This window comes from Zhongshania sp. R06B22 (assembly GCF_040892595.1).
In the GTDB taxonomy this organism is placed as follows: domain Bacteria; phylum Pseudomonadota; class Gammaproteobacteria; order Pseudomonadales; family Spongiibacteraceae; genus Spongiibacter; species Spongiibacter arctica.
Genome location: NZ_JBFRYB010000001.1, coordinates 1,794,643 through 1,818,886, shown reverse-complemented (window position 1 = coordinate 1,818,886; position 24,244 = coordinate 1,794,643). Strand labels below are relative to the sequence as shown.

24 protein-coding genes are annotated in these 24,244 nt (G+C 49.8%); 14 read left to right on the top strand and 10 right to left on the bottom strand.

Annotated elements, in window-relative coordinates; all coding sequences use genetic code 11:
* Positions 1-12 precede the first annotated feature (12 nt).
* Genes AB4875_RS08255 through AB4875_RS08240 form a run of 4 tightly spaced genes read left to right on the top strand, consistent with a single transcriptional unit; the run spans position 13 to position 3,695 of the window.
* Complete coding sequence (locus tag AB4875_RS08255) at positions 13-732, top strand: glutathione S-transferase family protein (RefSeq protein ID WP_368375584.1); 720 nt, start codon at positions 13-15, stop codon at positions 730-732.
* A 24-nt stretch (positions 733-756) separates the two neighbouring features.
* The gene (locus tag AB4875_RS08250) at positions 757-1,527 is read left to right on the top strand and encodes an SDR family oxidoreductase (protein WP_368375583.1); all 771 of its coding nucleotides are present in this window, start codon (positions 757-759) and stop codon (positions 1,525-1,527) included.
* 29 nt (positions 1,528-1,556) lie between these two features.
* Positions 1,557-2,756 carry a CaiB/BaiF CoA transferase family protein gene (locus AB4875_RS08245; RefSeq protein WP_368375582.1) on the top strand — a complete coding sequence of 400 codons (1,200 nt, stop codon included), beginning with the start codon at positions 1,557-1,559 and terminating at the stop codon, positions 2,754-2,756.
* 30 nt (positions 2,757-2,786) lie between these two features.
* Positions 2,787-3,695 (top strand): hydroxymethylglutaryl-CoA lyase, encoded by a 909-nt coding sequence (locus AB4875_RS08240; protein ID WP_368375581.1) that lies wholly within the window; start codon positions 2,787-2,789, stop codon positions 3,693-3,695.
* 222 nt (positions 3,696-3,917) lie between these two features.
* Here the strand turns inward: AB4875_RS08240 and AB4875_RS08235 are convergent, their stop codons facing one another.
* The 7 genes from AB4875_RS08235 to AB4875_RS08205 form a co-directional block, all read right to left on the bottom strand.
* A complete protein-coding gene (locus AB4875_RS08235) occupies positions 3,918-4,571 on the bottom strand; it encodes a DUF799 domain-containing protein (RefSeq protein ID WP_368375580.1) in 654 nt (217 codons plus the stop codon).
* On the bottom strand, positions 4,571-4,930 hold the full coding sequence (locus AB4875_RS08230) for a DUF4810 domain-containing protein (RefSeq protein ID WP_368375579.1): 360 nt from the start codon (positions 4,928-4,930) through the stop codon (positions 4,571-4,573). The genes AB4875_RS08235 and AB4875_RS08230 overlap by 1 nt, the downstream gene beginning before the upstream one ends.
* 15 nt (positions 4,931-4,945) lie before the next feature.
* On the bottom strand, positions 4,946-5,644 hold the full coding sequence (locus tag AB4875_RS08225; RefSeq protein WP_368375578.1) for a CsgG/HfaB family protein: 699 nt from the start codon (positions 5,642-5,644) through the stop codon (positions 4,946-4,948).
* Between the two features lie 232 nt (positions 5,645-5,876).
* On the bottom strand, positions 5,877-6,776 hold the full coding sequence (locus AB4875_RS08220; protein ID WP_368375577.1) for an alpha/beta fold hydrolase: 900 nt from the start codon (positions 6,774-6,776) through the stop codon (positions 5,877-5,879).
* A 135-nt stretch (positions 6,777-6,911) separates the two neighbouring features.
* The gene (locus AB4875_RS08215; RefSeq protein ID WP_368375576.1) at positions 6,912-7,313 is read right to left on the bottom strand and encodes a hypothetical protein; all 402 of its coding nucleotides are present in this window, start codon (positions 7,311-7,313) and stop codon (positions 6,912-6,914) included.
* A gap of 208 nt (positions 7,314-7,521) precedes the next feature.
* Complete coding sequence (locus AB4875_RS08210) at positions 7,522-8,658, bottom strand: acyl-CoA dehydrogenase family protein (RefSeq protein ID WP_368375575.1); 1,137 nt, start codon at positions 8,656-8,658, stop codon at positions 7,522-7,524.
* Positions 8,659-8,689: 31 nt separating this feature from the next.
* Positions 8,690-9,877, bottom strand: coding sequence for an acyl-CoA dehydrogenase family protein (locus tag AB4875_RS08205; protein WP_368375574.1), 1,188 nt, complete (start codon positions 9,875-9,877; stop codon positions 8,690-8,692).
* A gap of 268 nt (positions 9,878-10,145) precedes the next feature.
* Here AB4875_RS08205 and AB4875_RS08200 point away from each other — a divergent pair, with 268 nt between their 5' ends.
* The 3 genes from AB4875_RS08200 (at position 10,146) to AB4875_RS08190 (ending at position 12,078) form a co-directional block, all read left to right on the top strand.
* A complete protein-coding gene (locus AB4875_RS08200; RefSeq protein ID WP_368375573.1) occupies positions 10,146-10,580 on the top strand; it encodes a Zn-ribbon domain-containing OB-fold protein in 435 nt (144 codons plus the stop codon).
* A 23-nt stretch (positions 10,581-10,603) separates the two neighbouring features.
* Positions 10,604-11,791 carry a lipid-transfer protein gene (locus AB4875_RS08195; RefSeq protein ID WP_368375572.1) on the top strand — a complete coding sequence of 396 codons (1,188 nt, stop codon included), beginning with the start codon at positions 10,604-10,606 and terminating at the stop codon, positions 11,789-11,791.
* Positions 11,792-11,898: 107 nt separating this feature from the next.
* Positions 11,899-12,078, top strand: coding sequence for a hypothetical protein (locus AB4875_RS08190; protein ID WP_368375571.1), 180 nt, complete (start codon positions 11,899-11,901; stop codon positions 12,076-12,078).
* Positions 12,079-12,132: 54 nt separating this feature from the next.
* Here AB4875_RS08190 and AB4875_RS08185 read toward each other — a convergent pair whose 3' ends face one another.
* Positions 12,133-13,260 (bottom strand): enoyl-CoA hydratase/isomerase family protein, encoded by a 1,128-nt coding sequence (locus AB4875_RS08185; RefSeq protein WP_368375570.1) that lies wholly within the window; start codon positions 13,258-13,260, stop codon positions 12,133-12,135.
* 244 nt (positions 13,261-13,504) lie between these two features.
* Between AB4875_RS08185 and AB4875_RS08180 the strand changes: the two genes are divergently transcribed.
* Complete coding sequence (locus tag AB4875_RS08180; protein ID WP_368375569.1) at positions 13,505-15,307, top strand: acyl-CoA dehydrogenase C-terminal domain-containing protein; 1,803 nt, start codon at positions 13,505-13,507, stop codon at positions 15,305-15,307.
* Between the two features lie 146 nt (positions 15,308-15,453).
* Here the strand turns inward: AB4875_RS08180 and AB4875_RS08175 are convergent, their stop codons facing one another.
* Together AB4875_RS08175 and AB4875_RS08170 are read right to left on the bottom strand one after the other, a co-directional pair.
* Positions 15,454-15,810 (bottom strand): hypothetical protein, encoded by a 357-nt coding sequence (locus AB4875_RS08175; RefSeq protein ID WP_368375568.1) that lies wholly within the window; start codon positions 15,808-15,810, stop codon positions 15,454-15,456.
* Between the two features lie 281 nt (positions 15,811-16,091).
* On the bottom strand, positions 16,092-18,227 hold the full coding sequence (locus AB4875_RS08170; protein ID WP_368375567.1) for an acetyl-CoA hydrolase/transferase C-terminal domain-containing protein: 2,136 nt from the start codon (positions 18,225-18,227) through the stop codon (positions 16,092-16,094).
* Positions 18,228-18,535: 308 nt separating this feature from the next.
* On the opposite strand from AB4875_RS08170, the gene AB4875_RS08165 reads away from it, so the two are divergent.
* From AB4875_RS08165 to ccoO, 6 genes are all read left to right on the top strand, one after another.
* Positions 18,536-19,108: a hemerythrin domain-containing protein gene (locus AB4875_RS08165; protein ID WP_368375566.1), complete on the top strand. Its 573-nt coding sequence runs from the start codon at positions 18,536-18,538 to the stop codon at positions 19,106-19,108.
* A 1-nt stretch (position 19,109) separates the two neighbouring features.
* Positions 19,110-20,534, top strand: a complete 1,425-nt coding sequence (gene hemN, locus AB4875_RS08160) for an oxygen-independent coproporphyrinogen III oxidase (RefSeq protein ID WP_368375565.1) — start codon at positions 19,110-19,112, stop codon at positions 20,532-20,534.
* 101 nt (positions 20,535-20,635) lie between these two features.
* On the top strand, positions 20,636-21,376 hold the full coding sequence (fnr, locus tag AB4875_RS08155) for a fumarate/nitrate reduction transcriptional regulator Fnr (protein ID WP_368375564.1): 741 nt from the start codon (positions 20,636-20,638) through the stop codon (positions 21,374-21,376).
* Positions 21,377-21,510: 134 nt separating this feature from the next.
* Positions 21,511-22,122 carry a Yip1 family protein gene (locus tag AB4875_RS08150; RefSeq protein ID WP_368375563.1) on the top strand — a complete coding sequence of 204 codons (612 nt, stop codon included), beginning with the start codon at positions 21,511-21,513 and terminating at the stop codon, positions 22,120-22,122.
* 84 nt (positions 22,123-22,206) lie between these two features.
* Positions 22,207-23,637 (top strand): cytochrome-c oxidase, cbb3-type subunit I, encoded by a 1,431-nt coding sequence (gene ccoN, locus AB4875_RS08145; protein ID WP_368375562.1) that lies wholly within the window; start codon positions 22,207-22,209, stop codon positions 23,635-23,637.
* Positions 23,634-24,242, top strand: coding sequence for a cytochrome-c oxidase, cbb3-type subunit II (ccoO, locus tag AB4875_RS08140; RefSeq protein ID WP_368375561.1), 609 nt, complete (start codon positions 23,634-23,636; stop codon positions 24,240-24,242). Before ccoN ends, ccoO begins: the two co-directional genes overlap by 4 nt.
* Positions 24,243-24,244: the final 2 nt, after the last annotated feature.

Sequence of the window (24,244 nt, the reverse complement as noted above, 5' to 3'; positions counted from 1 at the left end):
GAGAGTCGCATCGTGATCGACCTGCATACCGTTCCTACGCCCAACGGCCATAAAATTTCAATTGCCCTGGAAGAACTGGGCCTAGAATACAATGTCATTCCCTACGACATCAGCATAGGAGACCAATTTAAGCCGGAATTGCTGGCGCTCAACCCCAACAATAAATTACCCGTGCTAGTAGACCACGACCCTATTTCAGGCAGTAGCGAGCCAATGGTGATTTTTGAGACCGGCGCTATCCTCCTCTATCTCGCCGAGAAAACCGGCAAACTGATGGCGCAAGACCCCGCAACCCGCTTTCAGCAACTGCAGTGGCTGATGTTCCAAGTATCAAGTGTTGGTCCTTTACAGGGACAAGCGCATCACTTTATTCGCTATGCGCGCGTTCCGCAGGATTACGCGCGGGAACGCTATGTTAACGAAAGCCTACGTCAATGCCGCGTGCTGGAAACTCAGCTCCAACAGCAAGACTATTTGGCTGGCGACTACTCTATCGCCGATATTGCCTGCTGGCCTTGGCTACGCTGCTTATCCTTAATTGATATTCATCTCGACAAAGACTTCCCCCGTTTGCACGACTGGTTTAAACGCATTGAAGAACGACCTGCAGTACAAAAAGGCAAGGACGTCATTCATGGCTGGGTCTATCAGCTGCCGCCTAATTTTAAAATGGAATTAGACGAGAAAACGTGGTCATATTCCTTCGGTGAAGAACAATATCGCCAACGCTAATAAATAGAGCAAACAGGAGTTTTTATGCAGGACTTATTTTCGATTGCAGGCAAAACCGCCCTAGTCACTGGCGGCTCGCGAGGCATTGGTGCCATGATCGCTGAGGGCTTTGTCCGCGCCGGCGCCAAGGTCTATATCACCTCACGCAAGGCCAAAGAACTTAACGAGACCTGCCTTCGGCTGTCTGAGCTGGGCGAGTGTATCGCCATTCCCTCAGACTTATCTCAATTAGATGGTATTAAACAGTTAGCTGATGAGCTGATAAGCAGAGAGAGTAAACTAGACATTCTGATTAATAACGCAGGGGCAACCTGGGGCGCGCCTATCGATGAGTTTCCGGAAAGCGGCTGGGACAAGGTCATGGATCTCAATGTAAAATCGGTGTTCTTTCTCACCCAAAAATTACTGCCCTTGCTGCGCAGCGCGGCAACTAAAGACGAACCTGCACGGGTTGTAAATCTGGCATCCATCTACGCATTGCGCTACTCACATCAGAATACTTTTTCCTACTCCGCTAGCAAGGCGGCCGTGCTGCAACTCACCCAGCAATTGGGTGCTAGCTTGATTAAAGACCATATCAATGTGAATGCCATTGCACCCGGCTTATTCCCCAGTAATATGACCGCTTTCTTAATGGAAGACGAAGAAGCACTGAATAACAGTATTCCCATGCACCGCGCTGGCAAGCTGGAAGACGCTGCGGGTACCGCCATTTATTTATGTTCACGCGCATCGTCGTATATGACTGGCGGATTGCTGGTTATCGACGGCGGATCAGTCGTCAGCGCCGGATAAGGCATCAACTCAAAAGACCTGAGCTAGCTATGAATAAACCCCTCAAGGGCCTGCGCATTTTGGATTTAACCCATATGCTGTCGGGCCCGTTTTGCACTATGACACTGGCTGACCTCGGTGCTGATCTCGTCAAAGTGGAACCGATCAGCGGCGAAGGCACGCGCAAATTGCTGGCCAACGACCCCCGGCATTCCATAGACGGTATGGGTGCCTATTTCATCACTCTAAATCGCAATAAACGCAGTATCGCTATCGATTTAAAAAGTGCTGAAGGTTTAGATATTTTTTACGATTTAGTTAAAACCGCCGATATAGTGATTAATAATTTTGCCGCTGGCGTCCCCGCCAAACTCAAAATTGATTACCCACATTTGGCAAAGGTCAATTCGCGCATTATTAGCTGCTCAATTACCGGGTTTGGCGAAGACGGCCCCGGTGCAAATCGACCGGCCTTCGACCAAGTAGCCCAGGCCTATGGTGGCGGCATGTCCATTACCGGCACAGATGCCAGCCAGCCCATGCGAGCAGGTATACCTATCGGCGATTTAGGCGGTGGTATGTTTGGCATTATGGGAATACTGAGCGCAGTGATAGAACGTCATACTTCCGGCGTTGGCCAGCACGTTGATATCTCTATGCTCGATGTACAGATTTCATTACTAAATTACATGGCCACCATGTATCACCTGTCGGGCGAGAACCCGCACCCTATCGGCAATAGTCATTTTGTGCACGTGCCTTACAATAGCTACCCAACCGCCGACGGCCATCTTGTGATTTGTGTGCTCACAGATAATTTCTGGCACAAGCTAAAAGACTTGGTGAACTGCCCAGCCCTTAATAGCGCCAAGTACGACAGCCAGCCAGGACGCTTGGCAGCCAAAGAAATAATTGACCAGACCTTAGCCGATATTTTCCGCCTCGACAGCACGGCAAACTGGCTAACAAAATTAAATGACGCAAGGATTCCAGTAGCACCGGTTAATAATTTTGAGCAGGCCTTAAACGACCCTCAGGTGCAGCATCGCAATATGGTCGTTGAGCTAAAGCATCCCTCAGGTGCAAGCACCAAGGGTCCGGGCAATCCCATTAAACTGTCACGCAGCAATGAAGAATCCTTCTCTGCGGCGCCGCTACTAGGCCAAAATACTGATGAACTGATGGCAGAATTAAGCAAGTACTCGCCAGCGGATACCGCGAGACTAAAAGCAGCGGGTATCATTGCCTAAGAACACACCAAAAAAATAGCGGATGACGCCATGGCTGAAAAAATTATAATTAACGATGTTGGTCCCCGCGATGGCTTGCAAAATCAAGCGGTAACACTTGAACCGCAGCAGCGTGTGGCCTTAATTCGAGCACTGCTCACGGCCGGTGTAAAACATATTGAAGTGGGCTCATTTGTATCTCCTACCGCAGTGCCAGCCATGCGTGGCACAGCGGAGGTCATCGCCGCACTGCCTAGAGGCGATTTTCACTTCTCTGCGCTCATCCCTAATCTCAAAGGGTATGACTTAGCCAAAGCCTCTGGCATCGACACAGTTAGCCTGGTTATTGCCGCCAGCAACACCATGAACGAAAAAAATATTCGCATGAACAACGCCCAAGTCTTGAGCTTTGCCAAAGACGTATTGGGCCGAGCTCAAGCGGATAACTTTCGCACTCTCGCCTGCATTGCTACCGCCTGGGAATGTCCTTTTGAAGGTTTGATACCTGAGAAAACTGTGATCGACTTATGCGCTGAATTATTCGCCGCCGGCGCCCCCGAAGTGGTATTAGCCGACACCATTGGCGCGGCCTCACCAGCGCAGGTGAAGTCACTTATGAGCAAGCTAGTCGCGGAGTTTGGTGCACAGCGCCTGTCCTGCCATTTTCACGATACCCGCGCAATGGGCGTCGCCAATGTGTACGCTGCTGTTGAGTGTGGTGTACGTAAATTTGATTCTTCGATTGGCGGCCTTGGCGGCTGCCCCTTTGCACCCGGCGCGTCGGGCAATGTCGCCACCGAAGACGTGGTGCTCATGTTAAATCAAATGGGCTTTGATACTGGTATCGACTTAGCCAAGCTCGTGCTGGCGGCCGATTTAGTGGCCGAGCAAACCGGCGCCCATGCAACGGCAAATTCCGCAAAATGGATTAAGCGACAAATTGAAAAAGGTCTGCTTTAAATCAGTTAAATTGGTGTATTGAGTAATCTTATACTGATCGCTCAAGATAGCTAAAACTCCAGGCACTACGACAATATGTCACTCTAAATTCTTAGCGTATCCGCGAGAAATCAATACCTTTGAGTGCAACCGTCCATTGACCTGATCAGTAATAACGGACGCCCCTTGGCACATGCCGCAGGGCTTTTCCGCTCAGAATACCCGCTCAGAACCAATCGATTTTCACTCAGGATGGTTCTCTACAGGAAGATAGGGGCCGGGCAGTAAACCTTGATTCGGGGCATTAATGGCTAGCGCATTAGCCGCAGATGAAAGGCTTGGTGTGCGATCAACAATGGAACCGGCAATCTGTTCAACAATTGCCCCAATTATGGCGCCGGCTAAGCCACCGCCACCATCACCGGATGACTGTTGGGCAAACGCACGCGTTGTCCACAATAACTCACCAGACCTCGCATCAATCAGCTTAAGCTCGGAATCCACAATGGTCGCTGAGTTCACCAATTGAAACTTCTGTCCCCATTGATTAATGGTGGTATATAAAACCGCATCAGCACCGATAATCTCACGCAGCTTTTGCAGTGGCACACTATTCATTTCACCGGGTGAAGGTAAGCCATTCTCTTTCAAAAATTGATCGATAACAGCTACCGGAAAAACGTAATAGCCCTTCTCTGCAAGCGGCTTAGACACCGTGGAAATAAAGGTGTAGGGAGCATTGACGTCTACTGATTCATTGAGTGGCGGAATAACAAGAATAGAGCGCGGTTTATTCGCTTCGAGTGCTGAGTAGTCATATGGTGCAACTTGGCAAGCCGCAAGCGAAAAGGCCAACAGCACAAAAAGACCTGCTTTACTGATTATCGACCTGTTCATTATCGCGCTCCTTGCTGCTGTAAGCGTGATAAAAACCCGTCGATCATGACTGCCGATTCTGGGTACAGCGCTTTTTCTTGGAGAAAGGCAGTCGTCGCCTGTGGCAGATTACCCACGGCGCTATACATATAAGCTAAATGGCCATACACCCCCGGAGGCACGGCTTGGCCATTGTCCTGAGCTCGCTGGATATCTTCCGTCAATTTTTGAATTTGCAGATCCGGTGGTGCCTCGCCGGGTTTGACATACATCTTGTAGATGAGGTCTTCATAGCTACCCCAGTAATACATGGTTTTCTGGGCAGGCACGCAAGCAGAGCAGGCCAGCGCTAAGGCGCTGACTAAAATAATATTTTTCATCGGAATCCTTTCCTGTTAATTAGCAGCCGACCAAACTCCAGCCTCTAAATCGCGAACCATATTATTAACGGCTTCGGTGATGGCGAAATTGAGAACTTTGCCATTTAGTGTGGCGTCATAGCCTGAGGTACCGCCAAAACCAACCACCTCGCGGTTACTCAGCGCATATTCACCAGCACCTTGAGTGGAGTAAACAATCTCTGATGTAGTCACATCAACGATATTAATCGACACCTTGGCATAGGCCGTTTGAGTTTTGCCCGAACCCAATATTCCGAATAACTGCTGATCACCAGTAGTTTTTCTACCAAACTCAGTAACATCACCAGTGACTGCGAAGCGCGCACCACTCAGTTTTTGTTTTACGCCGCTAAGCTTTGCTTCTTCAGCAATACGCGCCATATTTTCGCGATCAACGACGGTAAAGCGATTGGTTTGCTGAAGATGGGTTTTTAAGATGGTCTTTGCCTGATTACCCAGCTGATCGGAACCAGAACTAAAAATACCCTGCAGATAATTTGAGCGATTATCAAACTGACCAACCACCAGCACCTGCTTGCTGCCTGAGTAGGCTGTGCCATAACTAGCGACGGTCTGAGATTGCACTACCTGATGCGATTCTGTCGCGCAGGCAGACAGTATTAATGCTGCGCAAATCGCGGCCAAGGAACGCCCTAAATGATGAAAATATTTTAAACTCTGAATAGTCAACATCTGCCAAGTCCATTTATTAAGTTGTGCTCAATTATGGCCGCGAGCTATTCCGCACGTCAATCTGCTTGTGATAAAAAGGCATCGTAGATAGGAGTTATTTATGCGATTCAGCTCCGATTCTGAGCTAACCGTTATTTTTTAGGCTTAGGCAAAAAGCCAAGACCCGAGACACTGAGCGAGATCGCGTAATACACCAAACATAACACCCTAACTCAGCGAGACTAATCAGTACTTAGGCCTCGGCATCGGCGCCTTGCACATGCCCCAAGATCAAACTCACTAACTCGTCTAGCAGCGCTTCGGGTAAGTCGTGGCCCATCCCTTCAATAATTTCGAGGCGGGCATTGGGGATGCGGCGCGCGGTATCTTTCGCGCCTTTAAGCGGCAACATAGGATCTTTGTCACCGTGTATCACCAAGGTCGGGCTTTTAATCTTATGAAGTAACTTCTGACGATTACCGCTGGCCATTATCGCAGCCATATGGCGCGCCTTACCTGCGGGGTGATGAGCACGGTCATAAGCCGCTTCAATTCGCGCCCGCAACTGTTGCTCTGGATCACCGAGTTCTGGGCTAGATATTAATTGCCACGTTTTTAGGGAGTGGGTAATTTGCGACTCGCGATCGGGAGCCGCCTTATTCAATATATGCCAAAGCACTTTGGGCTTCATGCCGCCAAAACTGGAACTAGACATCAGCGACACCAGCGAACTGACTCGTTCGGGATAATTAGCCGCCATCAATTGTGCAATCATACCGCCCATCGATGCGCCCACAATGTGAGCCCTAGAAATATTCAGCGCGTCGAGCAGCGCAACCGTATCTGCGGTCATATCATCTAAGGTATACGCCACATTTAATGGCAACTTGAATTGTTGGCGCAGCCGCAAGCCAATAATATTTAGCGGCCTGTCGTCATCTATTTTAGAGGACAAACCAACGTCGCGATTATCGAAACGAATGACGCGATAACCGCCCTCTGCAAGCAAATGACAAAACGATTCCGGCCATACTATTAACTGACTGGCGTAACCCATGATAAGCAAAATTACCGGCGCGTCGGGCTCGCCAATATCTTCGTAGGCTAATTCAATTCCGTCACTTACTACAATACGGTCCCGTGTCCATTCCATGCCCATGACACCTTACATTTGATATGAATTTTGATAATGGAAAACCCTAAGGGGTCAGCCATTATTAATGATGCAACGCAGCTAGGAATTCTCGGTGAATACACACTGTAATAATATGTGCTGAACGAGTTTACATTAGCGATTATGAATTAGGTCGCTGTCATGATCTTTAAAATAAATACGGAAGGGCCACTCTCGGCTTTTACCGATATACACATAAAATCCGTAGCGATCTTCACTATAGTCTTTTACAAACTCATAGCGTGGCGGCGGAGCGGCATCTTCTGACTTTAATGCCGGCGCGGTGACCAATATTTCTTCAATTTCCATTGCCGGGGAGTCGCCTTTACGCGGCAGCGATATTAATACCCGGTATTCACCCGATATTTCTCCACGCTCAATCGACTCGACGGTGACGCCAGTTTCCTCATCAACAAAACCAACCTCGCCTATGATATTGCCGGTTTCGGTAGCGCCCGCAGCGCTGATAAAACCAGTGGCAAACAGGCATGCAACAATACTGCGTATGTGACTCATTCTTATTGTCCCATTGTTATATTCGACTCAGAAAGTCAGATATCAACTAATACATTGATCGCATGATGCTAACACCCATTGTCTATGGCTGTTAAGTAAATCCGGCTGAGTATTACTTAGCATACAAGCCTTTGCTGAACGCCCGACGTACTAGCGCCCACAAAAAAGCCGCCCGAAGGCGGCTTACTAACAACAATACTCACGTCTATTAACTACAAAATGCCTCACCAGCCGCAATCCGCTTACCCAGCTTCGCCAAGGTTTTTGCCGAGCTACCCAAGGCAATTTCGTTATGGCGCAACCAAAGACAATAGCGCCAAAGCGGGTAATCTCGATCAATACCGGCTCCACCGTGCAAATGCTGCGCCGCGTAGCTAACGCGATGGCCCACATCACCAGCCCATATCTTAGCGATCTGCACTTCGTTGGTGGCGTCCAAACCACCATCTAAGCGACTAATCGCCTGATAGGTATTCAAACGCAAACATTCAACGTCGATAAAACAGTTAGCAGCGCGATGCCCCACAGCCTGAAAGGTTGAAATTAATACGCCAAATTGCTTGCGCTCGGCGGTATATGACGCCGTCATGCGCATGGCCTTATCGCTGGCGCCAAGCTGATGGGCACACAATGCGACCGTGCTGCATTCAGCAATCCACTGCATCGCCGCTTGGCCATCAACACCTGTCGCCAAAATATCAGCCGCGTCCACTCGAACATTATCCAAAGTCAGCACAAACTGCGGCTCATAAGTAGTGACCTGCTGGGCGCTAAGGGTCACGCCCTCTGCTTTCGGGTCGAGCAAAACAACAGCAAGGCCGTCACTGGTTTTTGCTGCAAGTAGTATTCTGTTGGCGATATGTGCAAACGGCACATTGGTTTTCTCACCGCTGATCACTAGGCTGTCGCCCTCAGCCTTGGCAGTCGTCAGCCAGGGCTGAGCCGGATCATCGTTATAGGCCTCACTTAAAGCGGCGGTTAATAAAGATTCGCCGCTGACTACACCGGGCAACCATTGTTGTTTTTGAACATCACTGCCGAATTTTTGAATGGGCAGTGCCGCTGAAATCAAATGTGACATTAAAGGCAGCGGCGCAATGGTGCGACCCGCTTCTTCTAGCAGTAGGGCCAACTCAAAAAAACCAAAACCCATACCACCGTATTCTTCATCTATTGCGACGCCCAGCAGTCCCGCCTGGGCGAGCTTTTTCCACAAGTCGCGATCAAAACGTTCAGCTTTATAATCGTCATACTGGCTCAATGATTCCGCGCTGACATTGTCATTCAAAATATCTCGCGCTAGATTCTGCACGTCACGCTGCTGCTCAGAAAATCCGAAATCCATGATCTAATCCTCTATATCTTATTGCGCAGAATTAACGTGATGCGCGCGGCATCCATAAACCCGCCGCAGAAATAATATCGCGTTGTATTTCGTTAGTACCACCACCGAAGGTAATGATTGATGCGGTTCGGTATAGCCGCTCAATTCGCGCGGCAATGGGATTTGCACCGTCGGTTCTACGACTAATCAAGGAGGCCTCCCCAATCACCTCACCCAATAGGCGATACACTTCTATGAAAAATTCAGAGCCATACACTTTGGCTGCAGAAGCATCTGCCATTTCCAAATTGCCCTCGGTCATTGCCCACGCCTGCTTGTAACAAACCAGCTTCAGGGCCTCGACGCCCGCCCTCACCTTGGCTAGATTAATTTGTACCCAGGGCTCATCGATTAATTTGCCGCCATCCGCCGTGTCCAATTTCTGCGCCCAGCGCACAATGTTATTAAACATTTCTGCGGTGGGACCAAAGTTAACCAAGCTTAAACGCTCACGATTTAGCTGACTGGTAATGAGCTTCCAACCGCCGTGGAGTTCACCAACCATGGCGTCGTCGGCAACCCGAATATTGTCGTAGAAGGTCGCATTGGTTCGCACTTCGCCTAGGGTAATAACCGGGCTGCAACTCCAACCTGGATCGCTAGTCGGCACCATAAACATAGAAATGCCTTTATGGGGTTTAGCGGCGTCAGGATCTGTGCGGCAGGCCAGCCAAACGTAGTCGCAAAAATGCGCCAAGCTAGTCCACATTTTCTGGCCATTAATCAGCCAGCCATCGCCATCTTTCACTGCGCTAGTTTTAAGACTGGCGAGGTCAGTACCCGCACCCGCTTCTGAATAGCCGATGGCGATCAAACATTCACCGGCCAGTATTTTCGGCACAATCTCACGCTTCTGACGCTCATTGCCATGCTCGGCCAACTGAGGCCCCACCGACTCAGTAGTAAGAAACGGAAAGGGATAGCCTGCCCGCATGACTTCCTCGACAAAGATGAATTGTTCGATGGGACTCATGCCACGACCACCCAGCTCCTTGGGCCAGCCAACCCCAATCCAGCCGTCCTTGCCCATTTTTTTCAGGGCTTCACGCCATAGCGGACCACCGCCCTCGCCCATGGCTTCGTCGCACTCCGCCTTCAGGTCTGGGGTCATCAGGTTTTCAAAATAGGTCCGCAGTTCTTTGCGCAAGGCATCCTGCGCTGCGGTAAACTCAACTTTCATTGCCGTCCCCTAATTTAGGCTTAAAAATCTTAGATTTATCTGTTTATGCTTATGAGGCCAATGATAGGCCTTGGCGGGATGACAACAATTGCAAATTCACTCACCCCAGTGACAATTGCAGTCAGCGTGCGGCAGATCACCTATCAGCCATTCAGACGATAGTGCCAAGTCACTGATCTTGCGATGATTTGTCGGTTATACGAGACAGACTCCCAGCCCTAATAAGCACATTGCTGCGCGTCGCCCGTCCATTCGGTGGAGATTCACAATGAGTAATAAACCCGTGCAGGCCGCCATAGAAGGCTGGTTCACACTCAACACGGACACCCCGCACCTTATTGGCGCCTGCTGCGACCAATGCGGCACATACTATTTCCCCAAAACACTTAGCTACTGTAAGAATCCGGCCTGCGATAGCACCGCATTTAGCGAGGTCGAGCTCAGCCGGCAAGGCAAAATTTGGTCTTATACCAACGCTTGCTACAAGCCGCCTGAACCCTTTATTGCCGATGAGCCCTTTGTGCCATACACCATTGCGGCAGTTGAATTGGAAAAAGAACAAATGATCATTCTTGGTCAGGTTGTAAAAGGCGTGGATGTTGATCAATTAAAAGTGGGGCAAACCGCAGAGCTAGTGCTTGAAACCCTGCACGAAGATGACGATGCCATCAAAGTCACCTGGAAATGGCAGCCACAGCGCTAAATACCGCCCAAGGAGAACGTAGAATGAGTCAAGATATTGCAGTACTGGGCGTCGGCATGCACCCATGGGGTAAATGGGGCCGCAACTTTAGCGAATACGGCGTACATGCAGCTCGCGAAGCACTTAAAGACGCCGGTATACCCTGGCAAGATGTGCAATTTGTGTCTGGCGCGGCAACCATGCGTTGCGGCTATCCAGGCTATGTTGCGGGTGCGACTATTGCCCAGGCATTAGGCTGGCAAGGCGCGCAAGTGAATACCTCTTACGCAGCCTGCGCATCAGGCTCGCAAGCCTTAGCAGCGGCAAGAGCAAAAATCCTGTCGGGCGAATGTGAAGTTGCCTTAGTCGTCGGCGCAGACACCACCCCAAAGGGCTTTTTAGCCCCAGCTAAGGGCTATCGTCCGGAAGACCCAGATTGGTTACGCTTCTATTTAGGTATTACCAATCCAACTTACTTCGCCATGTATGCCCGCCGCCGCATGGATCTATACGGCGATACGGAAGACGATTTTGGACTAGTGAAAATTAAAAATAGCGAAAACGGGTTTACTAACCCCAACGCTCGCTACAAGAAAAAATTCACTATGGAAGACATTAAAAATTCCGCCATGGTTGCCGACCCCTTGCGTCTGCTGCAAATTTGCGCGACCTCCGACGGCGGCGCAGCAATGATTGTATCGAGTATGGATTACGCCAAACGTATCGGCAAAGCCAATGCCGTTAGGGTCGCCGCGGTATCAACCGTCACCCCTACTTTCGCCAGCTCAGTGGTTGAAATGCCAGACATCGCCACCGATTCGGCGGCAGCCGCAGGTGTTGAAGCGCATAGCTTTCGCGCCGCACTGCCGAAAAAAGCCTACGAACAAGCCGGCATTGGACCTGAAGATGTCAGCCTCGCCGAGGTTTACGATCTGTCATCGGCGCTGGAATTAGACTGGTACGAAGACCTGATGCTATGCCCACGCGGCGAAGCCGCCCAACTGGTTCGCGAAGGCGTCACCAAACTCGGCGGTCGCTTACCGGTAAATAGCTCCGGCGGTCTAGCCTGCTTTGGCGAAGCCGTACCCGCACAGGCCTTGGCGCAAATCTGCGAATTAACATGGCAGTTGCGTGGTCAAGCAGGCGATCGGCAAGTGCCCAATGCCAAGGTGGGCATTACCGCCAATCAGGGCCTCTTCGGCCACGGTTCCTCGGTTATCCTCAAGAAGTAATCCTTAGCAGTAATAGGTAGAATAGGGGCTGGTACTCATCAGCCCCTACGCTCACAGCAATCATTTGCTGTGAATCAGGCGGCCCACTTTTTACGCGGAGCACCTTCATGGCAAACCTATTAACAATATTGGCGATTCTATTTATTGCACTAATGGTATTAGTGCCTTTGATCGAGCGTTTCGGCCCCCAACCATCACCCGAACAGCAGTCAAAAATTCGCCGCTGGATTCTGCCTTTAGTCGGTTTGTCCTTGGCGCTGGCGCTATTCAAATCGTTTATGGACTAACTTCCACATCGTCTGTATCTAGGCCTATCAAGATAAAAAGCGCTGTCTTACACCCTAACGCGAAAATAACTCATCCAGCGGATTTTGCTGCCACGGCGACGTAAACAAGGCATCAATTTCTAACTCTGGCACCTCAGCAATGCTTTTGTAACACCAGCGTGGATCTCGATCACGGTCAATTAAGTGGGCGCGCACACCCTCGGCAAACTCTGGGTCGCGCACCCGATTTGACGACAACACCAACTCCATCTTAAAGACATCAGCCAGGCTCAAATTGCGGCTAAGCTCCAACTGTCGAAAAATCAACTTAGCGGTGCTCGATGCCCCCCGCGTCAATCCCTGCGCTGCGCGCTGCAGCCACTCGCTATTGCCTCGGTAGCGACAAATCTCTTTTTCTACCGCCGCGGGGGTCGCCAGCCCGCACACCTTATCAATCCAAGGACGATGGTCCTTCAATGACGCTTGTGACAGCACCACACCCTGCTCTACTTCGATATCGGTAAGACACTCCGTTAAATGCTCTGCATTCCACTGAGCATCATCACACCAATCTATATTGATAATCTTGCGCAGTACCTCGGCCTTACTTTCATCGGATAAACAATAATCTGCCAAGCCTGCGTATAAGGCGTCTGCCGAAGACAGATGCGCGCCGGTTAAGGCCGTGAATATCCCTGTTGAACCAGGCATTTGTCCCAAAAACCAACTCGCGCCGACATTGGGAAATAGCCCAATGCTAATTTCAGGCATTGCCAGCGCGCTGCTGCTGGTGACAATGCGATGGCTGCCGCCAACCATCAAACCCAGACCCGCTCCCATCACAATGCCACTTCCCCAGCAAATCACCGGCTTGGGAAAACGGTGTATTAAATGTGCTGCCGCGTATTCATAAGCAAAGAAGGAATCTGCTTCCACTGCCGCGCCACCGGGATTAGCAAGGGCAGATTCACGTATTCGCCGAGCATCCGCACCCACACAAAAGCCGCGCTCGCCAGCGCCGTCCAAAAATACCGCTACAGCCTCGGGGTCGTCGCGAATTTCAAGTAGCAACTTAAAGAGCAGCGTTACCATTTCAAGCGTCAGGGCGTTCACACGCCGAGGTGCATTGAGTGTAAGCTGCGCCAAATAGCCCCCTGCGGGCAAAGGATGTCTTTCAAAACACACAGTGTAATCAACTTGCATTTCTTATTACCCTCCCTTCGGAATCATCCCAGTATCGCGCTAGAGTCCAAGTGGCTCAAGCCTTTGCGAGCGCAATCGCTCACTAAAACAATGACGCAATTTAATGGCCTATATTTTGGATTCTTAGACCATTGACCGAAGCGTCATCTTCTAGACACAAAGCGGCCAATTTACCCCACAGCAGCATCCGCTATGATCCGCTGCGTAATTGATCCCCCATACACGGGAATAGCAGAGGCATATTATGACCGTATATAAAGCTCCAGTGCGCGATATCAACTTCGTCATCAATGAATTACTGGACTTCAACGCCCACTACCAAACTATCCCTTCTGGCGCTGAAGCGACACCAGATATGATAGAAGCCATCACCGCCGAAGCGGCAAAATTTGCCGAAGAAGTTCTGGCTCCGTTAAACCAGTCCGGTGACGACCAAGGTTGTCAGTGGGATGACGGTGTAGTCACCACCCCAGACGGCTTTAAAGAAGCCTACAAATTGTGGGTTGAAGGCGGCTGGCAAGGCCTGTCACACCCTGTTGAATACGGCGGCCAAGGCCTGCCCATGTCGATGGGTCTGATCAAATCTGAATTAGTTGGCACCGCTAACTGGTCCTGGGGTATGTACCCCGGTCTCAGCCTGGGCGCAATGAACACGCTGTACGTGCACGGCACGGAAGAGCAAAAGCAACTGTATCTAACTAAGTTATGTGAAGGCACGTGGACTGGCACCATGTGTTTGACCGAAGCTCACTGTGGATCAGACCTAGGCCAAATGCGCTGTAAAGCCGAGCCCCAAGACGACGGTAGCTACAAGATTGATGGCACCAAAATCTTTATCTCTGCCGGTGAACATGACTTCGCAGACAACATTATTCATATTGTACTTGCCCGTACCCCAGGCGCACCCGAAGGCACCAAAGGGATCTCACTTTTCATTGTCCCTAAGTTTAACACCAGCGAAGACGGCACCATCACCGACCGCAATGGTGTGAAGTGCGGCAGCATTGAACACAAAATGGGTATTCACGGTAACGCTACCTGCGTTATGAACTTCGACTCAGCAACCGGCTATATGCTCGGCAAAGAGAACGAAGGTCTGAATGCAATGTTTACCTTCATGAACACCGCACGTATCGGTACCGCAATTCAAGGCTTGGCGGCCTCAGAACTTGCTTACCAAAATGCCCTTCCTTATGCGCTAGATCGCTACTCGATGCGCTCTTTGTCTGGTGTTAAAAACCCAGAAAAAGCAGCCGATGCGATTATTCATCACCCCGATGTACGTCGTATGCTGCTGACAGCGAAAGCCTTTGCCGAAGGTGGCCGCGCCATGATTTATGATGCAGCTAAATATTCTGACCGCATGGTACAAGCAGATTCTCAAGAAGATCGCGATGCAGCAGAAAACGAACTGGGCTTCTTAACTCCGATTTTAAAAGCGTTCCTAACCGAAACCGGTCTTGAGTCTGCCAGCAACGCCATGCAGGTATTTGGTGGTCACGGCTACATTAAAGAACACGGCATGGAACAGATTTACCGCGACGCCCGTATTGCCACCTTGTACGAAGGCACCACTGGTATTCAAGCCATGGATCTTATCGGTCGCAAAGTAGTGCTAGACAGCTTTAAACTCTACGGCGGCTTCTGTAAAAAGCTTTATAAATTTGGCTTTAAGAATTTAATCAGCGGCAAGCGTCGCGGTTACTCAGCCAAATTAATCGGCTATACACTGTCGTGGAACTGGCACACAGTTAAAATGGTTGCACGCGCCTCAAAGAATCGCGATGCCGTTGGCGCTGCGTCTTACGACTTTTTGATGTATAGCGGTTACCTTTCTATGGCCTACTACTGGGCGATGATGGCCGAAGTGGCCGCTGCGAAATTAGCAGAAGGTAGCAGTGATAAAGACTTTTACGAAGCGAAGTTAGAAACTGCAGAGTTTTACTTCTCGCGCTTACTACCGCGCGCTAAAGGTCACGCTGCCTGCATGAATAGCAGCACTGACAGCGTTATGGCGATGCCACTGGATCGTTTCACTACGCGCTAAGTTTGGCCCATCTGCGCCGCTCTCACGCTGTAACATTGTTGTTATAGCGTGAGACAAGAAGCGGTTCGAAGTGCTAAGCCATAAAAAAAGCCCTAACATTTCTGTCAGGGCTTTTTTTATGGCTTAGCGCTCCACATAATCTGTGCTTAAAACGTCACTTGCGACACCTTGTAAGCGGCACTGTTTTGTATGCCACAGGGGTTGGCTATCTCTTGGCTACTTCCGGGGCTTACTGCAAAAGACTGCACGCTCACTATCGCCTGCTTATCTATATCATCTTTGTAGTAACTGAAAACACCACTCACTTTAATATCGCAAGCATTGTGGACGGTAAAGCGCGTAGAAACTTTATCGTGATTAAAATAGGAACAACTCGACTGTTCCGAGGTAGCCGGGAACGTTTGCACGTCCCAATCTAAACAGTTCTCTGGTTCTGCGAACGCCGACATGGCCGACACACTGAAAAATGAGCACAAAACATAGCTTGCTAATTTAATATTCACAATACACCTACTGAGCTTGACGATGTTACTGCTCAACTTACGCTCAAACTGTCTTCTGCAGACAACTCCTTAGCGGCAGTAACAATGATCCTGACATCTAGAGTAGTGAAAATCCAAAGCAATTGGCAGTGCGTATAAGCACTTAAATTCGCCCCACACCTACTTTTATAGTTAACATAAACAATGAGTTGCGCGCTTTTTATAGTATATTCTCAGTAGTAACTAAGCCTTAGATTTGTGACAGCCATCGCAATTTATTTAAATCGTTAGAGATAAAACTCCTAGTTTTTATTGTTTACGCCCTCCAATAGACGCTTTAGCAGGCGCTCTTTTCCATTCAAAGCACCCTGTAAACCCAATACTGCCAGCACCCGACGTGAGGTATCTGTCTCCCTACCACCGTGAATAAAGGTGCTTAGTTTTTGACTCAAAGTCATACTCGCAAGCGCCTTTAAGCTTATCCCAGCTTCCAACTCTCCCTCGCTAAAGTCACAGCCAAAAGGGTAGGCTGGCATCATATTCTTTGCCCGCGCCCACGCCACATTGGCCTTGATAATATGAGGCAAGTTATTAGAAAACGCTTGCGGCACCCGATGGTCAGCAGACAATTTACCCGCAGCCTTCGCCTCAGCGAGCAAGCCAGCTTGAAAGCGCGAATCAGCAATATTAATCAATGCGATGCACACCTCCTCGTCGGTTTTAGAGCGCAAATCGGCAACACCGTATTCAGTAACAATAATGTCCCGCAAGTGACGTGGAATGGTACATGCACCGTAGTGGCTGACGATATTTGACACCGCTTTACCGCCTTGCGAACGAGTCGCGCGAATCATCAGCACCGAACGACCGCCCTCTAACTGATGCGCCATAGCCACAAAATTATACTGCCCTCCCACACCCGACAGAACTTGACCGCTCTCCAAGGTATCTGAAGCGACCGCGCCATTAAGACTCACATTCAAGCCGGTATTGATAAAGCGGGCCATTTGCCTCTGTGATTTATATAAACGTGGGTTGTTGTCTAGCTGATTGATTTTTTCCACCCCACACATAGCCAACTGCCGACGCTGTGCTTCAGGCATCTCGCGCAAAGCACGATAGAATTCACCACTGCCCAAAAAGAAACCGCCGTGCATCACCTTGCCATTGCGTAATTGCGAACCTAAACAATGTGCGGCCATAAATTTTTGACTATCGGGGTTTGCCATATTCGCGGGACAACTTTCACCCTGCGGCGAAAATAACTGGCCCTCGCTATAGCGACATTCGTCATTAAAAAAACCATGGTACTGCAGGGTATCGAAATCTTTACCCCGTAATTCTCGCACCCCCAATTCTGCCAGCAAAGCTAAGCAGTCAGGTGTCAACGCTAAGGGATTACACTGACCCAAATTAATTAATTCTTGCAGTGCCCAAAAGTCATAAACACGGCGGCGCAGTACGCCGGCCTCAAATAAATGTAGAAAACCTTCTACAAACATTTCAGTGGCGCCGTACAATCCTTGCTCAAAAGTATTGCGGCCGCCGATGGCATCCACTAAATCCGCGCTGTTCGAATCAACGTCAAATTTCTTTAGTAGTTCGCGGTAGTCGGCGTTGCGTTGATGACGGAGCAATACTGACTGAACAATTGCGTCACCCATTGCACCAATACCCAGCTGCAAGGTGCCGCCATCTCTGATTAAGGTACTGGCACGCAAACCGATGGCGTAATCAGCATCGGGAATCGGGGGCAGGCGAGGCACTTGAAATAAATCGTGTTGCTCACTATTTGTTAGCGCTAAAAAATCAAACTGTGCTGGGTCAATTTCGGCGTCGCCGTACATAAATGGCAAGCTGGGATGCACAACCCCAACCGCAACATAATCGCGTTTGGCTTGTTTCAATCGCGCCACCACTTCAGCCGAGGTGTCGGGGTTGCAACTCATACTGAGAGCCTCGCCTTCCTGCGAAAGTAGCTGGATCACTACATTGCAGCCTCGTGCCACCACATCTCTTGCCGCATGGGTATAATTTGAACTGATATAGTTTTGCTGCGCAGATACGTGACCTAGGCGACTGCCCGCTTTGAAATAAAACTCGCAAAGCTGAATATTTGCCGGCATCTCGCCCTTGCGTTCAGCCTGTAGATACAGCGGCTCACTGTACTTGGCATAGAGTCGATCAAAGACAGGATTAAGCAAACGCCCCCGAATGGGGTCACTTTCACGCGGGCGCGCTAAGCTCAGCGCAGTCAAAATCGTCAATGAAATACTGGGATCGCTGCTAGCTCGGCGATACAAGGCATCTATTAGCTCGACCGGCTTGCCTAAGCCCAAGGGCATCGCGACACGCAAGTCTTTTCCTAAGCGCTCGATAATTTGCTCAACACAGTAATCAACGCCAACCATCTCAAGTTTTGTTTGATGTAAGGACATTTATGCTCCTGAACGCTTAGGGAAATATCTTCTATGGGCCAAACATTTTGACAGCTATCAAGACAGACAGCGGACTCTGAGCATTTTTTAACAATCGACACACATTATCCAATGCTCAGCCCCGAGCCTCATCAATATAGTCGGTATTTTAGTCAAGGCAAGATAAGCGCACACCCGCAGAAAATGCGACAAGCAAGCTCCGACAAAGCCAGTTTTCGACCGCCCTATTGATACATATCAAAAGTCTAATCGCAGACTTTTGCTACGGTGGATTCTGGCAAGCCTCACAAAAAACATCTGGAACTAATATGAATCATTTACTGGATCAACTCGAAAATGATCATCGCCGTATACTGCGGCTTATGTATTTACTGAACAGAGAGCTCGACAAATTTGTCGGGCTTAAGACGGGCAAACACAATTATGATCAAGTCTTGGAGATACTCGATTATATCCAGACTTACCCAGAGGCTTGGCACCACCCAGTGGAAGATATCATTTTCAAGCAATTACTCACCAAATCTAATGTTAACCATCCTGCCATTGAAGAACTGCTTCATGCCCACCCTAGACTGGAAGCCCTAAGTGCGCAAATGGCCTATGTATTCGGTGAGTACCAAGCCGCGAATATGGTGCCATCGCCGCAAGCTATGAGGCTAGGTCGGCAGTACCACGCGGAGCAAATGTCGCATATCCATGCTGAACGCAGCATTTTCTCGCTAATTGACAAGCTGTTTAGCAACGCCGACTGGGATGAGGTTAATGCCAAAGTGGCTAGCCAACTCAAGTTCCGAGATTCACAGTCAATTGACGAAGGCTACATCCTGCGCTGCGAATCTATAACAGCTAAGCATGCTTTTACCGGTACGGGACTCCATTAATATGAATCTTATCAATACAAGTAATCACCCTGCGCCCGAGGCTAGCCCGGTGTTATTAAATGGCATAAACAAGACCTTGAGCGCTAAATATAGCGGCCCAGGCCCGCGCTACACGTCCTACCCCACCGCTTTGCAATTCAACACTGATTTCACCGAAAAAGAATACCGAAAACTATTACGCGAAGCTCGGAAAAGTGACGCCCCCTTATCTCTCTATGTTCACGTGCCGTTCTGTCGGTGGCTATGCTATTACTGCGCCTGTAATAAGATTGTTACCAAAGACCCGACTGTGAGTCAGCACTACCTGGCTTACCTAAACCGGGAGATTGAGATGCTCTCCAAGGAAATTGGCAATCGACGCCACGTTACTCAGCTACATTTCGGCGGTGGCACCCCAACCTTTCTCGACGACGCAGAACTAACAGAATTAATTCACTCGCTGGCAAGCCACTTCAATCTTGATGATGACAGTGAGAGGGAGTATTCGATTGAAATTGACCCTCGCACGGTCGATGGCGATCGTCTGGCGCTATTGCGAGGACTGGGCTTTAATCGCCTAAGTTTTGGGGTTCAAGATACCAACCCCAACGTGCAGGCCGCCGTGAACCGGCGTTATGACTTTCAGCAGCTCAAGTCATTAATGGCGCAGGCCCGGAGCTACCGCTTTAACTCCATTGCCATAGACCTAATTTACGGGCTGCCCAAGCAAACACTTTCTACTATGACGCAAACCTTAGATGACGTTATTTCTCTATCGCCCGACAGGATCGCTTTCTACCACTATGCCCACATGCCAGAACGGTTTCCCGCCCAGCGCGCTATCAACAGGCACACGGTACCCAATAGCGACCAAAAGCTGGAAATGCTGTGTCTAGCAGCTGAAAAATTCGCCCAGGCGGGCTATGTCCACATTGGCATGGATCATTTTGTTAAAAAGGCAGACAGCTTAGCGATCTGCCAGACAGAGGGCAGACTGCAACGAAACTTTCAGGGCTATTCGACCTGCCTTGCGCCAGATGTACTGGCCATGGGAGCCTCATCTATTAGCTCGATTCTTGGGAATTTTTCCCAGAATCACAAAGACCTTCACCACTACTATGATGCATTGGACAACGGCCACTTACCGGTAGCTAAGGGCTTGATATCGAATCAGGAAGATCGGCTGCGGAATTATGTTATTTCGCAGCTTATTTGCAATCTCAGCTTGGATTTCGACACTTTCCGGCATCTCTTCGGAATCGATTTCCGCGGGCACTTTAAAACAAACTTTGACGCACTAAAGGAATTGGAACACGATGGCATTCTCAAACTGTCTGAGCAGGGCATTATAGTCACTGACATTGGCCGTAATCTGTTGAGGAATATTTGCATGGTGTTTGATAATTATCTTGATGCAGAGACCTCGGCATACTCAAAAACCCTGTAAGACTTTTTAGCTAGCCTATTGTTAGTTTACAATAAGCTAGGCCACTGGCAAGCTGTTCATCGCCTTTCAAAGTGCTTAAAAAGTTTCGGGTTTATTTGTCCATGATTAAGACTGCAAGCAAACAACATAGCTGCCCACACGACCAAGGGATAAGCTGCAGCAACTGCCGCTTAAGCAGTATTTGCCTACCTTTGGCTCTAGAGAGGGAAGAAATAGTACAGCTGGACGATATTGTACAAAGAGGCCGCCCACTGCAAAAGGGACAGCATGTATATCGCGAAGGTGATACCTTCCAATCCATTTATGCGGTTCGTTCCGGTTCGATAAAAGCTTACAGCGTAAGCGATAACGGCGAAGAACAAGTCACTGGTTTTTATTTTCCCGGCGAAATTGTCGGCATGGATGGCATCGGCCAGAATCGCTACGCCAACTCAGCCCAAGCGATGGACGTCTCAGCGATCTGCGAGATCCCTTTTAGCCGCATAGAAGAACTCAGTGTTAAGCTTCCCACCATGCAAAAGCATTTCTTCAAATTACTCAGCCAAGAAATTGTAGAAGATCAACGACATATCACCCTGCTAAGCAAAAACTCGGCAGAGGCGCGACTGGCTTCTCTGCTTGTTAGCATCTCAGCACGGCATGCCCGCTTGCACTTATCGGCGGTATCCTTTCGACTTCCCATGTCACGCAGCGACATCGGCAACTTTCTCGGCCTGACCATTGAAACCGTCAGCCGGGTATTTAGCCGCTTTGCCAAGCAAGAACTTATTTCGGTATCAAATAAAGATGTCACCGTCATGGATATTGCTGCTTTACGAAAACTCGCCAACCTCGCCGAGTAAACGCACCTTACGCACAGCCTCAATAAATTTAAGCCTTTAGCGCACGCACTATTGATCAGGATCAACATCTGACGATAGTGATCCTGATATTGTCTCCCTCGCAACCACTCCACTTACAAGGAGAGACGGAGACCGTGGCGACATTCACCAGTAATCCCTTGGGATTTTTATTCAATACGCGTGCGCAGTGGCGAGCCGTTGGTTTACTCAACGACGATGAGCTTCTGACTAAGCTGCTATACCCCGTGATTCTAGCCATAGGCCCCTGTGTCGCCTGGTATTACGGTACCAGTCAAATAGGCTGGACCGTCGGTGACGGCGAGACAATCCTGATGACAAAGGAGAGCGCGCTGCATATCAACATCGCGTTCTATATAGCCATGCTTTGCTCCCTTGCCGTTATTGGTTACTTCATCCACTGGATGGCGGAAACCTACGGCAGCAAATCGTCTTTTTTGAAAGGCACCGTAGTGGCTAGCTACACCGCCACCCCCCTCTTTTTCGCTGGGCTCATCGGATTTTATCCAGTTTTCTGGGTGGATTTACTGATTGGCATCGGCAGCCTTGGCTGGGCCGTCTACCTGCTATATGTCGGTATTCCTGAAGTGATGAACATACCCAAAGAAAGAGGCTTTTTATACGCCTCTGCCGTGGTTGGTATTTGCATGGTTATCTTCATGTCCCTGATGGGTGCCGTGGTAATACTTTGGGACATGGGCATGGCGCCGGTATTTATCGACGCCTAATACTTAAGAAGCGGTGGCGGCTTTGCCACCACTGCGCTGTATTAGCACTGAACCGTTTTACTTTAAATGTTGAAGGATCCTTTCATGGAATCTAATCTCCCTGCACCTGTATACAGCTACGATGTGGTGCGAAAATTCATCATCATGACCGTGGTTTGGGGCATCGTCGGCATGGCTGTCGGTTTGCTGATCGCCGGTCAGCTGGTGTGGCCAACGCTGAATTTCGATACTCCTTGGCTAAGCTTCGGCCGCCTGCGACCGCTGCACACCAATGCCGTTATTTTCGCCTTTGGTGGCAGCGCCTTAATAGGCTCCTCGTTCTACGTGGTGCAGCGCACCTGTCAGGCTGAGCTATTCGCCAAGAAACTCGCCGCATTTGTATTCTGGGGCTGGAATCTGGTGATTGTGCTGGCGGCTATTACCCTGCCTATGGGCATGACCTCCGGCAAGGAATACGCCGAACTTGAATGGCCCATCGATATTCTGATTACCGTGGTCTGGGTGGCCTACGCCATTGTGTTTTTCGGCACCATAATGAAACGCCGCACCCAACACATCTACGTCGCTAACTGGTTCTACGGCGCCTTTATCATCACCATTGCGGTCCTTCACATCATCAACAGCATGGCCATCCCCGTAACCCTCGGCAAATCCTACTCGGCCTATGCGGGCGCGGTAGATGCCATGGTTCAGTGGTGGTACGGCCATAACGCGGTAGGCTTTTTCTTGACCGCAGGCTTTTTGGGCATGATGTATTACTTTGTGCCCAAGCAGGCTGGACGTCCGGTTTACTCTTACCGCTTGTCGATCGTTCACTTCTGGGCACTGGTGGCGGTATACATCTGGGCCGGCCCTCATCACTTGCATTACACCGCACTGCCTGACTGGGCTCAGAGCTTGGGCATGGTAATGTCATTAATTCTGCTGGCGCCGTCTTGGGGCGGCATGATTAACGGCATTATGACCTTGTCTGGCGCTTGGCATAAACTGCGCGACGATCCAATTCTGCGCTTTCTGGTGGTGTCTCTGTCCTTCTACGGCATGTCCACCTTTGAAGGCCCGATGATGTCTATTAAGACAGTCAATTCACTGTCGCACTATACCGACTGGACCATCGGCCACGTTCATTCCGGCGCACTGGGCTGGGTGGCGATGATTTCTATCGGCATGGTCTATCACATGGTGCCGGTGCTGTATCACCGCGCAAAAATGTACAGCATTCCCGCCATTAATCTGCACTTCTGGCTATCAACCATCGGTACCGTATTGTACATCGCCTCTATGTGGGTCAACGGCATTATCCAGGGCTTAATGTGGCGCGCCTATAACAGCGATGGCAGCCTAACTTATAGCTTTGCTGAATCTGTTGTCGCCAGTCACCCCGGTTATCTAGTGCGCTTCTTAGGCGGCGGCATGTTCTTTGTCGGTATGCTAATCATGGCCTGGAATGTGTGGATGACCATTCGTAAAGAACAAACTGCGTCCACTGCCGTCACCGCGGAGGCAACAGCATGAAACACGAAATCGTCGAAAAAAATATCGGCCTAATGATTGTCTTCATCATCGTTGCCATCAGCTTTGGCAGCTTGGTTGAACTGGTTCCGCTGTTTTTCCAGAAGCAAACTACAGAACCGATTGAAGGCTTAAAACCCCTAGGCGCCATGGAGTTGACCGGGCGTGATATTTATATCCGCGAAGGCTGTAATGTTTGTCATTCACAGATGATCAGACCACTGCGCTCCGAAACCGAACGCTATGGCCACTACTCCGTGGCGGGTGAGCACGTTTACGAACACCCTTTCCTCTGGGGTTCCAAGCGCACCGGGCCTGATCTAGCGCGTGTTGGCGAGCGATACAGCGATGAATGGCATCGCGCTCACTTATACAATCCCCGCGATGTGGTGCCGGAATCGATTATGCCCAGCTACCCCTGGTTGTTCCAGAACGTCATTGACGCCGAGCTAGTGGGCAAAAAAATGACTGCGCTGCGCAAAGTGGGCGTGCCTTACACCGATGCAGATATCGCCGGTGCCGCAGAAATCGTTGACGGCCAGCTTGAAATTGACGCCGTCGTCGCCTACCTGCAGCAATTGGGTACGCTGTTGAAGTACAAGCGCTGAGG

Bases quoted from the DNA above. Each gene is read 5' to 3' on its own strand.
- fnr (WP_368375564.1), top strand. From the start codon at position 20,636: ATGATTAAGACTGCAAGCAAACAACATAGCTGCCCACACGACCAAGGG.
- AB4875_RS08230 (WP_368375579.1), bottom strand. From the start codon at position 4,930: ATGAAAAATATTATTTTAGTCAGCGCCTTAGCGCTGGCCTGCTCTGCT.
- AB4875_RS08195 (WP_368375572.1), top strand. From the start codon at position 10,604: ATGAGTCAAGATATTGCAGTACTGGGCGTCGGCATGCACCCATGGGGT.
- AB4875_RS08190 (WP_368375571.1), top strand. From the start codon at position 11,899: ATGGCAAACCTATTAACAATATTGGCGATTCTATTTATTGCACTAATG.
- AB4875_RS08235 (WP_368375580.1), bottom strand. From the start codon at position 4,571: ATGAACAGGTCGATAATCAGTAAAGCAGGTCTTTTTGTGCTGTTGGCC.
- AB4875_RS08170 (WP_368375567.1), bottom strand. From the start codon at position 18,227: ATGTCCTTACATCAAACAAAACTTGAGATGGTTGGCGTTGATTACTGT.
- hemN (WP_368375565.1), top strand. From the start codon at position 19,110: ATGAATCTTATCAATACAAGTAATCACCCTGCGCCCGAGGCTAGCCCG.
- AB4875_RS08210 (WP_368375575.1), bottom strand. From the start codon at position 8,658: ATGGATTTCGGATTTTCTGAGCAGCAGCGTGACGTGCAGAATCTAGCG.
- AB4875_RS08225 (WP_368375578.1), bottom strand. From the start codon at position 5,644: ATGTTGACTATTCAGAGTTTAAAATATTTTCATCATTTAGGGCGTTCC.
- AB4875_RS08165 (WP_368375566.1), top strand. From the start codon at position 18,536: ATGAATCATTTACTGGATCAACTCGAAAATGATCATCGCCGTATACTG.
- AB4875_RS08220 (WP_368375577.1), bottom strand. From the start codon at position 6,776: ATGGAATGGACACGGGACCGTATTGTAGTAAGTGACGGAATTGAATTA.
- AB4875_RS08205 (WP_368375574.1), bottom strand. From the start codon at position 9,877: ATGAAAGTTGAGTTTACCGCAGCGCAGGATGCCTTGCGCAAAGAACTG.
- ccoN (WP_368375562.1), top strand. From the start codon at position 22,207: ATGGAATCTAATCTCCCTGCACCTGTATACAGCTACGATGTGGTGCGA.
- AB4875_RS08185 (WP_368375570.1), bottom strand. From the start codon at position 13,260: ATGCAAGTTGATTACACTGTGTGTTTTGAAAGACATCCTTTGCCCGCA.
- AB4875_RS08245 (WP_368375582.1), top strand. From the start codon at position 1,557: ATGAATAAACCCCTCAAGGGCCTGCGCATTTTGGATTTAACCCATATG.
- AB4875_RS08250 (WP_368375583.1), top strand. From the start codon at position 757: ATGCAGGACTTATTTTCGATTGCAGGCAAAACCGCCCTAGTCACTGGC.
- AB4875_RS08180 (WP_368375569.1), top strand. From the start codon at position 13,505: ATGACCGTATATAAAGCTCCAGTGCGCGATATCAACTTCGTCATCAAT.
- AB4875_RS08240 (WP_368375581.1), top strand. From the start codon at position 2,787: ATGGCTGAAAAAATTATAATTAACGATGTTGGTCCCCGCGATGGCTTG.
- AB4875_RS08200 (WP_368375573.1), top strand. From the start codon at position 10,146: ATGAGTAATAAACCCGTGCAGGCCGCCATAGAAGGCTGGTTCACACTC.
- ccoO (WP_368375561.1), top strand. From the start codon at position 23,634: ATGAAACACGAAATCGTCGAAAAAAATATCGGCCTAATGATTGTCTTC.
- AB4875_RS08215 (WP_368375576.1), bottom strand. From the start codon at position 7,313: ATGAGTCACATACGCAGTATTGTTGCATGCCTGTTTGCCACTGGTTTT.